Here is a 13,994-nt window from a genome sequence, read left to right as displayed (position 1 = left end):
TGCACCCATTGTAGGAACGGATGGTGGTTCGCGATGCCGACCGCGTCAACCGTGCTGCAACCACTCGAGCTCGGCGTCGGTGAACCCGGCGGCGCGCCGGGCCGCATCGTTGAAGGGCGGCTTGAGACGCGGGGCCTCGTACCGGCGCACCAGGACGGCGTAATGGCTCTCGGGCTCCAACCCCTCCCGGTCACACAGCCAGCGATACCAATAGTTACCAATGGCTACATGTCCGACCTCCTCGCGCAGGATCACGTCCAGGATGTCCACCGCCGCCAAAGCGTCGGGTGTGCCCACCTGCCGCAGTTTGCGCTGGATCTGAGGCGTGGCGTCCAGTCCGCGGGCTTCGAGCGTGCGTGGTACCAGCGCCATGCGGGCCACGGCGTCGTGCGCCGTCTTCTCGCACATGGTCCACAGGCCCTGGTGGGCGGGAAAGTCGCCGTAGTCGTGGCCCAGCGTGCGCAGGTGGTCGCGCAGCAGGCGGAAGTGCTTGGCTTCCTCGGCGGCCACGCGAAGCCAGTCTAGGTAGAAGGGCGCTGGCAGGCCGTCGAAGCGCCAGATGGCGTCGAGCGCCAGGTTGATGGCGTTGAACTCGATGTGCGCGATGGCATGCATAAGCACCGCGCGGCCTGCCGGGGTAGCGGGCGAGCGCCGCGCCACTTCCGTGTGGGGACGCAGCTCCGGCCGGTCGGGCCGCCCCGGCAGTGCGGCAGGATCGACGGGGGGCTCGGGCGCCAGGGGTGCTATTGAAAAAGTAGCTGCCCGCGCATACATGTCAAGCGCAGCAGCCGATTTTTGGTCAGGGTCTGCCAGGCACAGGACCTGCAGAGCACGTTCACGAAGCTCCATCCCTACAATTCTAGGGAGGCTCTTCACGACTCTGGTGGTCGGCGCCCTGCTACTTGAGGGCGCACGGCGCCGTTTCCCCCATTCCAACCACTACAGGAGACAACATGGCTTTGTACGAACTGGACGGCGTGGCGCCGCGCGTGGCGGAATCGGCCTGGGTGGCCGACAGCGCCGAGGTCATGGGCAACGTGGTGCTGGGGGACAATGCCAGCATCTGGTTCGGCGCCGTGCTGCGCGGCGACAACGAGACGCTGACCATCGGCGCGGGGACGAATGTGCAGGACGGCAGCGTGCTGCACTCCGACCACGGCCAGCCGCTGACGCTGGGTGAGCGCGTGACGGTGGGCCACAAGGTCGTGCTGCACGGCTGCACGGTGGGCGACGAATCGCTGATCGGCATCGGTGCGGTGGTGCTCAACGGCGCCAGGATCGGCAAGAACTGCCTGGTCGGCGCCGGGGCGCTGGTCACGGAGGGCAAGGAGTTTCCCGATGGATCGATGATCCTCGGCAGCCCCGCCAAGGCCGTTCGCCAGCTGACGCCCGAACAAATGGAAGGCCTGCGCAAGAGTGCGCAGACCTATATCGACAACGCCCGGCGTTTCCGCGCCGGCTTGCGCCAGACCGGCTGATACGGCCGGGCAGCGCTTTCACATCTCATCAGGAAGTCCCACGGTGTCTGAACTCCACAAGTTTCTTTTCGATGGCCTGCCGGTGCGCGGCATGGTGGTGCGCCTGACGGACGCGTGGACCGACATCCTCGCGCGCCGCGCCAACAACACCGCCACCGGCGCCTACCCGGAGCCCGTGCGTGAACTGCTGGGCGAGATGGCGGCAGCCGGCGTGCTCATGCAGTCCAACATCAAGTTCAACGGAGCGCTCGTGCTGCAGATCTTCGGGGACGGTCCGGTCAAGCTCGCCGTGGCGGAGGTGCAGTCCGACCTGAGCCTGCGGGCGACGGCATCGATCACCGGCGAACTGCCGCCGCAGGCCGGCCTGCCCCAGATGGTGAACGTGGGCGGCGTGGGCCGCTGCGCCATCACGCTCGACCCCAAAGACCGCATGCCCGGACAGCAGCCCTACCAGGGCGTGGTGCCTTTGAACGGCGACCACGGCGAGAAGCTGGAGCGCCTGAGCGATGTGCTGCAGCACTACATGCTGCAGTCCGAGCAGCTCGACACGACGCTGGTGCTGGCGGCCAACGACAAGGTGGCTGCGGGGCTGCTGATCCAGCGCATGCCGATCAAGGGCGAAGGCAACCTGGCCGCAGAGATGAGCCATGGCGAGAACGAAGACCAGATCGGCCGCAACGAGGACTACAACCGCATCGCCACGCTGGCGGCCAGCCTGACGCGTGAGGAACTGCTGTCGCTGGACGTGGACACCATCCTGCACCGGCTGTTCTGGGAAGAGAAGCTGCTGCGCTTCGCCCCTCGCCAGGGCGAAGACGCGCCGCGCTTTGCCTGTACCTGCAGCCGGGAGCGGGTGAGCGCCATGCTCCGCAGCCTGGGCCCCGAGGAGGCCGAGAGCATCCTGGCCGAGCGCGGCGAGATCGAGGTGGCCTGCGAGTACTGCGGGCAGCAGTACCGCTACGACGCAGTGGATGCGGCGCAAGTCTTCACAGGCAAGATGCACCTGCCGCCGGGCACGGATGCCGTGCAGTGATCTTTGAGGCCAAAACGGCCGCCAGTGCCGGTACATAAAGCGCTGGCAGCTATATTTTTGTGAGCGGTGGCGCCACTGGTGAACCTCTGCGCAGACCACCGCAGCGCACCCCTCCGCTCGATGGGGGCAGAGGTTCCTTGCGGTGATTGCGCTTTCCCCGCTTCAGAAACTGTACTTGGCGGTGACCTTGAGCTTGCGCGGTTCGCCGTAGATGTCGGTTCCCCACTGGGTGGAGTAGCCGACGGCGCGGTAGTACCTGCGATCGAACAGGTTCGTCACGTTGAGCTGGAGATCCAGCTGGGCCGTGGGCTGGTAGCCCAGCAGTACGTCCGCCACGGCGTAGGCCCCTTGCTCGTTGCGCCAGGCGTTGCCCGCCGTCGTGCCCTTGTTGTACAGGCGGCTCTGCCAGTACAGGCTGGCGCCCGCGCGCCAGCGCTGCAGCTCGCCAGCGAAGCGGTACAGCGTGGTCAGCTTGAACATGTTCTGCGGGTTGGTGCCGGTGCTGAAACGCTGGCCGATGTTGGCGGCGTTGCCGTCGCGCACGTAGCGCGTGTCGGCATAGGTGTAGCCCGCGCCGATCTGCCAGCGCGGCGTGAGGGCGCCCAGCACCTCCAGGTCCACGCCCTTGGTGCGCACCAGGCCCGAGGCCTCCGAGCACGCGGTTTCGGGGTAGGTGGGGCAGGCGCTCTGGTCGGTCAGCGTGCGTGCGCGGTTGGTCTGGTTGACCTGGAAGTACGCCAGCGTGGTGTTCAGCGCCCCCCCGAAGTACTCGCCCTTCACGCCCACCTCGTAGTTCTCGCCCACGATGGGCTTGATGATGTGGCCGTCGGTGCCCTTGGCGGTCTGCGGATTGAAGATGTCCGTGTAGCTCGCGTAGGCCGTGTGGTGGCGGTCCAGATCGTAGGTGACACCGGCATAGCGCGTCACGTTGCGGGTGACCTTGTAGCTCCCGGGGCCGCTGCGGTTGTCGTACTCGTACCAGTCCAGCCGGCCGCCCAGCAGCAGCTTCCAGCGGTCCGCCAGGTGCAGGTGGGTGGTGGCGTACACGCTGTCCTGCGAGATGACGTTGCTCGTCGTGGTGGTGGGCGTGCCCACGGGTTCCGGGGTGCCGTAGGGGTCGTAGCGGAACACGTCCACGCCCAGGATGCGCGACGGCGTCCAGCTGCGGTTGTGCGTGGTGCTGTCGAGGGCCTGGTGCGTGGCGCCGGCCACCACCTGGTGCCTGCGGCCCAGCAGCTCGAACGGGCCGGACACGGATACGTCGTAGTTCTGGCTGCGGTAGTCGTATTGGCCGCCCCAGACCGATTGGTAGAAGACGTCGTTGGTGGCGTTGGCCGATTCACGGTAGGTGGCCGTGCCCAGGATGTCCAGGTCGCGCCAGCTCTGCAGCGTGGCCAGGCGCAGCTTCCAGTCGTTGCCCAGTTCGTGCTCCAGCGTGGCGAAAGCGGTGGTCACGCGGTTCTTGGCGTATTCCCAGTCGTTGCCCAGGAAGGTGGAGCGCGGCAGGTTCAGGTGCCCGCCGCGGCCGCCCATCGGCAGGTCGTACCAGAAATGGTTGGAGTAGTCGGTCTGGCGGTGCACGCCCAGGGTGAGCAGCGTGCGCTCGCCCACATCCGCCTCCAGCACGCCGTAGAGCAGACCATGGTCGTGCTTCTCCACGTCGCGGAAGGTGCCTGCATCCTGCCCGGCGGCCACCAGGCGCCCGCGCAGCGTGCCGGCGGCGTTGAGCGGGCCGCCCACGTCGGCGGTCAGCCCATAGTCGTCCCAGCTGCCGGCGCTGGCGCTGACCGCGCCGCGGAAGTCGCGCGTGGGCCGCTTGTGCACCATGTTGATCGCGGCCGACGGCGAGCCCGCGCCCTGCGCGAGACCGGTGGCCCCGCGCACGATCTCCACCCGGTCGAACAGCGCCATGTTGGCCTGCGAGCTGGGCAGGAACGAACTCCAGGCGCTGGTGAAGCCCTCGTACATCACGTTCGCGCTGAAGCCGCGCGCCGTGATGTTGGGCCGCCCCACGCCGTCGGCCCCACTCAGGAACAGGCCCGGCGCGGCCTGCACCACATCCACGATGCTGGTCATGGCCTGATCGTCCATGCGCTGGCGCGTGATGACGGTGGCGGCCTGCGGCGTCTCGCGCAGCGTGAGGGGCAGGCGCGTGGCGGTGCTGGTCGCCCGCGTGGTGTACGAGGCCGTGCCCTCGGTGGTGCCGCTGGTGTCCGCCTCGGCCACGACCTTCACTTCCGACAGCGTGGTGCTGGCGCCGCCCGCCGCGGCCGCCGGTGCGGGTTCCACAGTGAAGGTCGTCGCGTCCTGCGCGCGCAACGCCAGGCCGCTGCCTGCCAGCAGCCGGTCCAGCGCCTCGCGGGCCGTGAACTCGCCGCGCAGTGCGGGCGCGGTGCGGCCCTGCGCCAGGTCGGACGAAAAGAACACCTGCACGCCCGCCTGCCGGGCCAGCGTGCCCAGCGAGCGGTCGAGCGGGGCGGCCGGCAGGTCGATGGCGATGCGGGAGGACTGTGCTTGCGCCGCGCAGGCCAGCAGCAGGGCGGCGGCGACGGGCGTGATGCGGGCCAGCCGCCAGGGGCGGGGCCGGAAACGATCGGACATGCGGAAAGACTCCTTGGGACCGGTGATGAAAGGGTTCACCAGGGATGTCGTTTGCCGGACGGCGCAACCCTACCTGCCCGAGGAAAAAAAGACGACCGATGGCGTGCGTCAGCGGGACACGTCCACGCTGCCATCGGCCCGGCGCTGTACGCGCGCGCCCAGCGCATGGGGTAGCAGATCGAGCAGTTGGTCGGTCCGGGTGGTCTCGAATACGCCCGAGACGGCCTGCTGCGCCAGGCGCCCGTCGCCATGCAGCCGGATGGGGGCGCTGCGGTAGCGCTGCACCTCCGCCAGGGCATCGCGCAGCGGCACGCGGTCGAACACCAGCCGGCCCTGCGCCCATCCTCCTGCGGCGTCGCCCTGGGACGGGGAGGTGTCGAACGCCTCGGGCGCCGCAGGCTGCGCGCCGCCCGCCAGGAGGCGCTGGCCGGGGCCGAGCACCCAGGCTGCGCCGGCGTGGGCGGCGTCGCGCACCTGTACACGGCCCTCCAGCACCGTCACACGGACCTGGGGGCGGGCCGAATCCTGCACCGGCCCTGGCGCATACCCCTCGCGTCGCACATCGAACACCGTACCCACCACACGCACCTGCACGCTGCCGGCTGCCACGTACAGGGGGCGCAGCGAGCTGGGCGCGACGTCGAAACGCGCGCGGCCCTGCAGCAGTTCCAGCCGGCGGCTGCGCAGGTGCCAGCGCACGCGCACGCCGGTGGCGGTGTCCAGCGTCAACCGGGTGCCGTCGGCCAGCGCCACGGTACGCTGCTCGCCTATCGCGGTCGCATGCTGTTCGGTATGCCAGGCCGGGTCGAGCCCCACCACGACTGCGGCCGCCGTGGCCATCACGGCCAGTGCGAGGCCGGCATTGCGCGTGCGGGAGCGCACGGTGCGCCGGCCGGGCGAGCGCGGTGCCGGCAGCGGGAACAGCGCGCGCAACTCGTCGCGCTCGGCCTGCAGCGCGTCGTTCAACGCGTCGCCAGAGCAGGCCAGTTCGGAGGGGGCGCGGGGCGGTTGCGGCGTCAGGGCGGCTGCAGCCTGGCCCACCCCGTCCTGGGCGGCGGCGCTCATGCAAGGTTCTCCAGCGCATGCAGTTGCTCGCCCAAGGCCGTGCGGCACAGCGCCGTGCCGATGCGCAGGTGTTTTTCCACGGTCTTCAGCGAAATGCCCAGGTGCACGGCCACCTCGGCCTGGGCCACGCCGTGGATGCGGTGCATCACGAACACATCGCGGCAGCGCGGCGGCAGGGCGTGGATGGCATCGGCCAGCAATGCCAGGCGCTGGCGCCCCTGGAGGATGTGCGCAGGATCGGACGAGGGTGGAGCGGGTGCGTGCGGGAGCGCGTCGCCCGCCGGGACCAGCCACAACGTCTGGCGCTCTTCATGGCGGCACCGGTCGATGGCGCGGCGGGTGCATACGGTCCGCAGAAAGGCCAGCGGCACACGGGGCGCCTGCGCGGGTGGCGCTGCAAGAATCTCGGTGCACACGTCGTGCACGACCTCGCGTGCCAGGCTGCGGTCGCCCCAGCGCGCCACGGGGCCGCGGCGCACGTGGACGACGAGTTCCTCGTAGTGGCGGACCAGCGCGGTCAGCAAAGGGGAGTGGGAGACGAGCGAAGACACACGGACGAGACCAGCAAGCCCGCCATGTTAAATGAGAATTATTATCGGTATTGCGCTGGAGTGGCAGGTTTCAGCGCGATTGCAACAGTCGCTGAAAAAGCGCGTGCTCGCAGGCAGGGTCGCTGCATTTCTCGCATCCCCAGGCCCGCAGCCGCTGCGGACTGTCGGCAGCGGCAGCGGCAGGGGGTGGGGGTGGGTCCGCGGACAGGGCCGGTGCTGCTGCAGCCGCACCGCGCTGCGCGGTCTGCCGGGCGATGGCCGCGGCGGCCTGGCTGAAGCGGGCGGCTGGCGGACCGTAAAGCACTTGAAAGGGCACGGCCGCCCGCGTCAATGCCGTGCGCAGGAAGTCGTCGGCCCGCGACGGGGCGGCGTCTTCGTGGCCGAGCAGCAAGGTCCATTCATAGGCGGCGCGGTGGTCCGCCGCGCAAGCCAGGGCTGCTTGGTGGGCATCGTCGCCGAAGCGGGCCGCAGCGCCCACCTGCTGGGCCAGGCGCTGCAGCGGTGTCTGCGCGTGCCAGGTCACCGGCAGGGACGCCTGGCCCTCCCGGCGGGCCGCCCAGGCATCGAGCGCCTGCGCCAGCGCCCTGCAGGCCGCCTCATCGGCCCCGACGATGGCCACATGCAGCGCCTGGGGTGCGGCCGTTACTGGGCGCGCGAGCCCGTGGCGGACGGGCGCGGCAGAGGAAACGCTCGGGTCAGGCGGCATGGCGTAAAAGGGGGCGGATTGGGTGGCCGGCTTGTGCAGTGCCAAGGCCGGCGGGGCGGCGGCGCGTCGCTGGGGGCGCCTGCAAGGCCCGCCGTGCTATCCAACCAATAGCGTTCAGCGCACGTCCTGTGGGCAAATGCCGGTCAAATCAATCGAAAAATCAATGGAGACGAGCGCTGGCAGCTCTCTTTTCAGGAGCGGTGCCTCAGCGGCGCGGGCTGGCGACCTGCACGTAGATCTCGTTGGGCTTGACCATGCCGAGTTCGCTGCGGGCCTTTTCCTCGACCATGTCCAGGCCGTCCTTCAGATCCTGGACCTCGGAGCCCAGCCGCTCGTTGGCCTGGCGTGCCTGGGCATTGGCGGCGTGCTGTGCCTCGATCTTCTCGCGCATCTCCTGCACATGCGCGATGCTGCCGCGCCCGGTCCATAGCTGGGCGTGGATGCCCACGAGCAGCAGCAGCAAGACCAGCGGAACGATGCGGGAGCTCATGGGTAGGAGAAGTCAGGGGCAGGGGCCGCCATGGTACGCCGCAGCCTGCACCCGCTGTGGGGCGCTGGCTGCGGATGGACGGAGCCGCCGCACAGGCCAGGCATGCGCCGCACACGTGCCGCTGCCGCTGGGGCAGCGAAAGGCGCGGCAACAGGGGCCATGGCGACGGTGCAGGCGCTCAGCGCAGGTTGTAGAACGCTTCGCGGCCGGGGTAGTGGGCGATGTCGCCCAGGTCTTCTTCGATGCGCAGCAGCTGGTTGTACTTGGCGATGCGGTCGGAGCGCGACAGCGAGCCGGTCTTGATCTGGCCGGCGTTGGTGCCCACCGAGATGTCGGCGATGGTCGAGTCTTCCGTTTCGCCCGAGCGGTGCGAGATCACGGCCGTGTAGCCGGCGCGCTTGGCCATCTCGATGGCGGCGAAGGTCTCGGTCAGGGTGCCGATCTGGTTGATCTTGATGAGGATCGAGTTGCCGATGCCCTTGTCGATGCCTTCCTTCAGGATCTTGGTGTTGGTGACGAACAGGTCGTCGCCCACCAGCTGCACGTTCTTGCCCAGGCGCTCGGTCAGGTGCTTCCACCCGTCCCAGTCGCCTTCGGCCATGCCGTCTTCGATGGAGATGATGGGGTACTTGTCCACCCAGGTGGCCAGCATGTCGGTCCATTGCTGGGCGGTCAGCTTGATGCCGCCTTCGCCTTCCAGCACGTAGTGGCCGTCCTTGAAAAATTCGCTGGCGGCGCAGTCCAGGCCCAGGGCGATCTGCTCGCCGGCTGTGTAGCCGGCAGCGTCGATGGCCTGCAGGATCAGCTGGATGGCGGCTTCATGGTTCTCGACGCTGGGAGCGAAGCCGCCTTCGTCGCCCACGGCGGTGCTCATGCCCTTGTCGTTGATGATCTTCTTGAGCGCGTGGAACACTTCGGCGCCCCAGCGCACGGCCTCGCGGAAGCTCGGCGCGCCCACGGGGATGATCATGAACTCTTGCAGATCGAGGCTGTTGTTGGCGTGCGCGCCGCCGTTGATGACGTTCATCATCGGCACGGGCAGCTGCATGCCGCCCATGCCGCCCAGGTAGCGGTACAGCGGCAGGCCGGACTCTTCGGCGGCGGCGCGGGCCACGGCCATGGAGACGGCCAGCATGGCGTTGGCGCCCAGGCGGCTCTTGTTGTCGGTGCCGTCCAGGTCGATGAGGGTCTTGTCCAGGAAGGCCTGCTCGGAGGCGTCCAGGCCCAGCACGGCTTCGGAGATCTCGGTGTTGATGTGCTCCACGGCCTTGAGCACGCCCTTGCCCAGGTAGCGGCTCTTGTCGCCGTCACGCAGTTCGATGGCCTCGCGGCTGCCGGTGGACGCGCCGGACGGCACGGCCGCACGGCCCATCACGCCCGACTCGAGCAGCACGTCGCATTCGACGGTGGGGTTGCCACGGCTGTCCAGCACTTCACGGCCGACGATGTCAACAATCGCACTCATGGGTTTCCTTTACGGGGAGTTTCAAATCCGGGGTGTGGAGGCATGGCCTTTGAGCCAAATCGGCCTCCAGCGCTTGATCTGTATGCGCGAGCAGCTATCAATTCAGGAGTTAACGAGCTCAGACACCTTCGACGCACACCATGCGCATCACGGCCGCGCCTTCGCGGGCAGCCTTGGCCTTCTGGTATTCGGGCGTGGCGTAGAACGCCTGGGCGGCCTCGAAGGTGGGGAACTTGAGCAGCACCAGGCGGCCCGGGTTCCAGTCACCTTCCAGCACCTCGACCTTGCCCCCGCGGATGCACACCTCGGCGCCGTGCACCTGCATGGCGTGGGTGCTCCACTTCTTGTACTCCTCGTACTGCGTGGGATTGGTGACGGTGACGCTGGCGATGACGTATCCGCTGGGCATGGTGCTTGTCTCTTTCGTTCTAGGTGGATAGGGGCCGAAGGTCGTAGCGATCAGGCTTCGAAATCGTTTTCGAGGAAGCCGTGCTTCTTGGTGACCTCGTCGAGCGCTACCAGCGTCTCCAGCAGCGCCTTCATGCGCGCCAGGGGCACAGCGTTGGGGCCGTCGGACCAGGCTTCGGCGGGACGGGGATGCGTTTCCATGAACAGGCCGGCCACACCCACGGCCACGCCGGCACGCGCCAGCACCGGCACCATGTCGCGCGCGCCGCCGCTGACGGTGCCCTGCCCACCGGGCTTCTGCACCGAGTGGGTCACGTCGAACACCACCGGCGCGCCGGAGTTGCGCATCTCCGCCAGGCTGGTCATGTCGGCCACCAGGTTGTTGTAGCCAAAGCTCACGCCGCGCTCGCAGGCCAGGAAGCGGTCTTCGGACAGGCCCGCTTCCCTAGCGGCAGCGCGGGCCTTGTCGATGACGTTCTTCATGTCCCAGGGCGCGAGGAACTGGCCCTTCTTGATGTTCACCGGCTTGCCCGACTGCGCCACGGCGCGGATGAAGTCGGTCTGGCGGCACAGGAAGGCGGGCGTCTGCAGCACGTCGACCACGCTGGCCACCTCGGCCACGTGGGAGGTGTCATGCACATCGGTCAGGATGGGCAATTGCAGCTGGCGGCGCACTTCGTCGAGGATCTTGAGACCCGCATCGATGCCCACGCCGCGCTTGCTGGAGCCCGACGAGCGGTTGGCCTTGTCGAACGAGCCCTTGTAGATCAGCGGAATGCCCAGGGGCGCGCAGATCTCCTTGAGCTGGCCGGCCACATCCAGGGACATCTGCTGGCCCTCGATGGAGCAGGTGCCCGCGATCAGAAAGAAGCGTTGGTCGAGGCCGACGTTGAAGCCGCACAGTTGCATGGCGAGTCTCCTGCGGTGTCAGACGGCCGCAGCGGCAGCCGTGGCGGACGCCAGCGCCGGGGCGCGGGCCGCCTGGTGCTCGATGGCCGCCTTGATGAAGGCGTTGAACAGCGGGTGGCCGTTCCACGGCGTGGACTTGAACTCCGGGTGGAACTGCACGCCGATGTACCAGGGGTGCACATCGTGCGGCAACTCGACGATCTCCGTGAGTTGCTCGCGCTGCGTCAGGGCCGAGATCACCAGGCCTGCCTTGCGCAGCTGGTCCAGGTAGTTCACGTTGGCTTCGTAGCGGTGGCGATGGCGCTCGGTCACCACGTTGCCGTAGATCTCGTGGGCCAGCGTGCCGGGGGCCACGTCGGAGCTTTGCGCACCCAGCCGCATGGTGCCGCCCAGGTCAGAGTTGGCATCGCGCTTCTTGATGGTGCCGTCGGCGTCCTTCCACTCGGTGATCAAAGCGATCACGGGGTGGGGCGTGGCGGGTTCGAACTCGGTGCTGTTGGCGTTCTGGAGGCCGGCCACATGGCGGGCGTACTCGATGGTGGCCACCTGCATGCCCAGGCAGATGCCGAGGTAGGGCACCTTGTGCTCGCGGGCGAAGCGGGCGGTGCTGATCTTGCCCTCGACACCGCGTGCGCCGAAGCCGCCAGGCACCAGGATGGCGTCGTACTTGGCGAGCTTCTCGGCGGCATCCGCCGCGCCGATGGTCTCGGAGTCGACATGCTCGATCTTCACGCGCACATGGTTCTTCATGCCGGCGTGGCGCAGCGCCTCGTTCACCGACTTGTAGCTGTCGGACAGGTCGACGTACTTGCCCACCATGGCGATGGTGACCTGGCCTTGCGGGTGTTCGGTCTCGTACACCAGCTGGTCCCAGCGCTTCAAGCTGGTGGGCGGGGTGTTCAGGCGTAGCTTGTCGCAGATGAGGCCATCGAGGCCCTGCTCGTGCAGCATGCGGGGCACCTTGTAGATGGTGTCCACGTCCCACATGCTGATCACGCCCCATTCGGGAACGTTGGTGAAGAGCGAAATCTTCTCGCGCTCTTCGTCGGGAATGCGGCGGTCGGCGCGGCACAGCAGCGCGTCGGGCTGGATGCCGATCTCGCGCAGCTTCTGCACCGTGTGCTGCGTGGGCTTGGTCTTGAGCTCGCCTGCCGCCGCGATGAAGGGCAGGTAGGTGAGGTGCACGAAGGCGGCGTTGTTGGGGCCGAGCTTCAGGCTCAGCTGGCGCACGGCCTCCAGGAAGGGCAGCGATTCGATATCGCCCACGGTGCCGCCGATCTCGACGATGGCCACATCGACCGCGTCATCGGTGCCTACGCCGGCGCCGCGCTTGACGTATTCCTGGATTTCGTTGGTGACGTGCGGGATCACCTGCACGGTCTTGCCCAGGTAGTCGCCGCGGCGTTCCTTCTCCAGCACGGACTGGTAGATGCGGCCCGTGGTGAAGTTGTTGGTCTTCTTCATGCGCGTTTCGATGAAACGCTCATAGTGGCCCAGGTCGAGGTCGGTCTCGGCTCCGTCGTCTGTGACGAACACCTCGCCGTGCTGGAACGGGGACATGGTGCCCGGGTCCACGTTGATGTACGGGTCGAGCTTGATGAGGGTAACTTTGAGGCCGCGCGATTCGAGGATCGCAGCAAGGGAGGCGGAGGCGATTCCCTTGCCCAGGGAAGACACCACACCGCCGGTGACGAAGACAAATTTGGTCATGTCTTTTTTGGTGGTGGGAAATTGGGATTATAGAGGCCTGCCCGCCGGGCTTTGCCGCCCCGGCTCCCAAGCCCACAAGCTCCGTCTGCTAAATTCCGGCCCCATGAACGAGCTTGCTGGCAAACACATCGTCCTGGGCCTGAGTGGCGGTGTGGCCTGTTACAAGGCGGCGGAACTCAGCCGCCTGATGATCAAGGCAGGCGCCACCGTGCAGGTCGTCATGACCGAGGCCGCAGCACAATTCATCACGCCGGTGACCATGCAGGCGCTGACCGGCCGTGCGGTCTACGGTTCGCAGTGGGATGCGCGTGAGCCCAACAACATGCCGCACATCAACCTCAGCCGCGAGGCGGATGCGATTCTGATCGCGCCCTGCAGCGCCGACTTCATCGCCCGCCTGGTGCAGGGCCGGGCCGACGAACTGCTGAGCCTGCTGTGCCTGGCCCGCCCCATCGACCGCGTGCCGCTGCTGCTGGCACCCGCCATGAACCGCGAGATGTGGGCCCACCCCGCCACGCAGCGCAATCTGGCACAGTTGGCGAAGGACGGCGCGAGGGTGCTGGGCGTGGGCAACGGCGACCAGGCCTGCGGCGAGACCGGCGACGGCCGCATGCTGGAGCCCAACGAGATCCTGCAGGAACTGACGGCCTTCTTCGCTCCCCAGGTGCTGGCAGGGCAGCAGGTGCTGATCACGGCCGGCCCCACCTTCGAGGCCATCGATCCGGTGCGCGGCATCACCAACCGCTCCAGCGGCAAGATGGGCTTTGCCATCGCCCGCGCCGCCCGCGAGGCGGGTGCCGAGGTCACGCTGGTGGCCGGCCCCGTGCACCTGCCGACACCGCGCGGCGTGCGGCGCATCGATGTGCAGTCTGCGTCGGAAATGCTCGCAGCCGTTGAATCCCAAGCGCCTTATGCTTCTGTTTTCATAGCAACGGCCGCCGTGGCCGACTGGCGTCCGGCGCAGGCCGCGGCGCACAAGATCAAGAAGGACGGCTCGGGCGAGGTGCCGCCTCTGGCCTTCGTCGAGAACCCCGACATTCTGGCCACCGTGGCCCATTCTGACCGGGCGCGTTCCGGGGCGCTGTTCTGCGTCGGCTTTGCGGCGGAGAGCGAAGACCTGCTGGCACACGCCAGCGCCAAGCGCCTGCGCAAGGGCGTGCCCATGCTGGTGGGCAACATCGGCCCCGCCACCTTCGGCCGGGACGACAACGCCCTGCTGCTGGTCGACTCGCAGGGACACCGCGAGCTGCCGCAGGCCTCCAAGCGCGTGCTGGCCCAGCAGCTGGTGGCGGACATCGCACGCCGGCTGCCGACCTCTGCCTGATCCGTTCGCACTCCATTTCCGAGAGGACCGCCATGTCCGCCTTTTCGCGGCCCGAATGGGACACGCCGCCCGACGGCGATTTCGCCAGCTATGTGGAGCGTCTCACGCAGTCGCCCCGCCAGCCGGTCGGTGCCGCCGGCACTGCACAGCAGCCTGCGCGCGCCCAGCGCGGCGGCGATCGCCGCAAGACGGGCGCTGCCGGTCGGCCGGCGGCGCCGTCTCCATCGACGGTCTCGCAGGCCTCCAGGGCGATC

General features: G+C 68.2%; 13 protein-coding genes. 3 read left to right on the top strand and 10 right to left on the bottom strand.

Annotation, left to right across the window (positions count from 1 at the left end; translation table 11 throughout):
* Nucleotides 1–45: 45 nt before the first annotated feature.
* Complete coding sequence (locus QE399_RS20670; RefSeq protein WP_309831833.1) at nucleotides 46–849, bottom strand: ferritin-like domain-containing protein; 804 nt, start codon at nucleotides 847–849, stop codon at nucleotides 46–48.
* 104 nt (nucleotides 850–953) lie between these two features.
* Between QE399_RS20670 and QE399_RS20665 the strand changes: the two genes are divergently transcribed.
* The gene (locus QE399_RS20665; RefSeq protein WP_309831832.1) at nucleotides 954–1,478 is read left to right on the top strand and encodes a gamma carbonic anhydrase family protein; all 525 of its coding nucleotides are present in this window, start codon (nucleotides 954–956) and stop codon (nucleotides 1,476–1,478) included.
* Between the two features lie 43 nt (nucleotides 1,479–1,521).
* Entirely contained in the window at nucleotides 1,522–2,511 is a 990-nt protein-coding gene (gene hslO / locus QE399_RS20660) for an Hsp33 family molecular chaperone HslO (protein ID WP_309831829.1), read from the top strand.
* A gap of 162 nt (nucleotides 2,512–2,673) precedes the next feature.
* Here hslO and QE399_RS20655 read toward each other — a convergent pair whose 3' ends face one another.
* The 9 genes from QE399_RS20655 to QE399_RS20615 all read right to left on the bottom strand — a co-directional run bounded on the left by QE399_RS20655 (nucleotide 2,674) and on the right by QE399_RS20615 (nucleotide 12,416).
* Nucleotides 2,674–5,112 carry a TonB-dependent siderophore receptor gene (locus QE399_RS20655; RefSeq protein ID WP_309831827.1) on the bottom strand — a complete coding sequence of 813 codons (2,439 nt, stop codon included), beginning with the start codon at nucleotides 5,110–5,112 and terminating at the stop codon, nucleotides 2,674–2,676.
* A gap of 108 nt (nucleotides 5,113–5,220) precedes the next feature.
* The gene (locus QE399_RS20650) at nucleotides 5,221–6,177 is read right to left on the bottom strand and encodes a FecR family protein (protein WP_309831826.1); all 957 of its coding nucleotides are present in this window, start codon (nucleotides 6,175–6,177) and stop codon (nucleotides 5,221–5,223) included.
* Entirely contained in the window at nucleotides 6,174–6,728 is a 555-nt protein-coding gene (locus tag QE399_RS20645; protein ID WP_309831824.1) for an RNA polymerase sigma factor, read from the bottom strand. Before QE399_RS20645 ends, QE399_RS20650 begins: the two co-directional genes overlap by 4 nt.
* Before the next feature lie 70 nt (nucleotides 6,729–6,798).
* The gene (locus QE399_RS20640) at nucleotides 6,799–7,434 is read right to left on the bottom strand and encodes a hypothetical protein (protein WP_309831822.1); all 636 of its coding nucleotides are present in this window, start codon (nucleotides 7,432–7,434) and stop codon (nucleotides 6,799–6,801) included.
* Between the two features lie 205 nt (nucleotides 7,435–7,639).
* Nucleotides 7,640–7,924 (bottom strand): FtsB family cell division protein, encoded by a 285-nt coding sequence (locus QE399_RS20635; RefSeq protein ID WP_309831820.1) that lies wholly within the window; start codon nucleotides 7,922–7,924, stop codon nucleotides 7,640–7,642.
* A 178-nt stretch (nucleotides 7,925–8,102) separates the two neighbouring features.
* Entirely contained in the window at nucleotides 8,103–9,389 is a 1,287-nt protein-coding gene (gene eno / locus QE399_RS20630; RefSeq protein ID WP_309831818.1) for a phosphopyruvate hydratase, read from the bottom strand.
* Nucleotides 9,390–9,507: 118 nt separating this feature from the next.
* The gene (locus tag QE399_RS20625) at nucleotides 9,508–9,798 is read right to left on the bottom strand and encodes a DUF1330 domain-containing protein (RefSeq protein ID WP_309831815.1); all 291 of its coding nucleotides are present in this window, start codon (nucleotides 9,796–9,798) and stop codon (nucleotides 9,508–9,510) included.
* Between the two features lie 50 nt (nucleotides 9,799–9,848).
* Nucleotides 9,849–10,706 (bottom strand): 3-deoxy-8-phosphooctulonate synthase, encoded by an 858-nt coding sequence (kdsA, locus tag QE399_RS20620; RefSeq protein ID WP_309831813.1) that lies wholly within the window; start codon nucleotides 10,704–10,706, stop codon nucleotides 9,849–9,851.
* Between the two features lie 18 nt (nucleotides 10,707–10,724).
* Entirely contained in the window at nucleotides 10,725–12,416 is a 1,692-nt protein-coding gene (locus QE399_RS20615; RefSeq protein ID WP_309831811.1) for a CTP synthase, read from the bottom strand.
* Between the two features lie 103 nt (nucleotides 12,417–12,519).
* Between QE399_RS20615 and coaBC the strand changes: the two genes are divergently transcribed.
* On the top strand, nucleotides 12,520–13,740 hold the full coding sequence (coaBC, locus tag QE399_RS20610; protein ID WP_309831809.1) for a bifunctional phosphopantothenoylcysteine decarboxylase/phosphopantothenate--cysteine ligase CoaBC: 1,221 nt from the start codon (nucleotides 12,520–12,522) through the stop codon (nucleotides 13,738–13,740).
* Nucleotides 13,741–13,994 lie beyond the last annotated feature (254 nt).

It is taken from the genome of Paracidovorax wautersii (genome assembly GCF_031453675.1).
In the GTDB taxonomy this organism is placed as follows: domain Bacteria; phylum Pseudomonadota; class Gammaproteobacteria; order Burkholderiales; family Burkholderiaceae_C; genus Paracidovorax.
The sequence above is the reverse complement of the archived record's forward strand: the minus strand, read 5'-3'. Positions and strand labels throughout refer to the sequence as shown.

Excerpts from the sequence above, each read along its gene's own strand:
- QE399_RS20670 (WP_309831833.1), bottom strand. The coding sequence starts at position 849 with ATGGAGCTTCGTGAACGTGCTCTGCAGGTCCTGTGCCTGGCAGACCCT.
- QE399_RS20665 (WP_309831832.1), top strand. The coding sequence starts at position 954 with ATGGCTTTGTACGAACTGGACGGCGTGGCGCCGCGCGTGGCGGAATCG.
- QE399_RS20655 (WP_309831827.1), bottom strand. The coding sequence starts at position 5,112 with ATGTCCGATCGTTTCCGGCCCCGCCCCTGGCGGCTGGCCCGCATCACG.
- QE399_RS20650 (WP_309831826.1), bottom strand. The coding sequence starts at position 6,177 with ATGAGCGCCGCCGCCCAGGACGGGGTGGGCCAGGCTGCAGCCGCCCTG.
- QE399_RS20640 (WP_309831822.1), bottom strand. The coding sequence starts at position 7,434 with ATGCCGCCTGACCCGAGCGTTTCCTCTGCCGCGCCCGTCCGCCACGGG.
- QE399_RS20635 (WP_309831820.1), bottom strand. The coding sequence starts at position 7,924 with ATGAGCTCCCGCATCGTTCCGCTGGTCTTGCTGCTGCTGCTCGTGGGC.
- eno (WP_309831818.1), bottom strand. The coding sequence starts at position 9,389 with ATGAGTGCGATTGTTGACATCGTCGGCCGTGAAGTGCTGGACAGCCGT.
- QE399_RS20625 (WP_309831815.1), bottom strand. The coding sequence starts at position 9,798 with ATGCCCAGCGGATACGTCATCGCCAGCGTCACCGTCACCAATCCCACG.
- kdsA (WP_309831813.1), bottom strand. The coding sequence starts at position 10,706 with ATGCAACTGTGCGGCTTCAACGTCGGCCTCGACCAACGCTTCTTTCTG.
- QE399_RS20615 (WP_309831811.1), bottom strand. The coding sequence starts at position 12,416 with ATGACCAAATTTGTCTTCGTCACCGGCGGTGTGGTGTCTTCCCTGGGC.
- coaBC (WP_309831809.1), top strand. The coding sequence starts at position 12,520 with ATGAACGAGCTTGCTGGCAAACACATCGTCCTGGGCCTGAGTGGCGGT.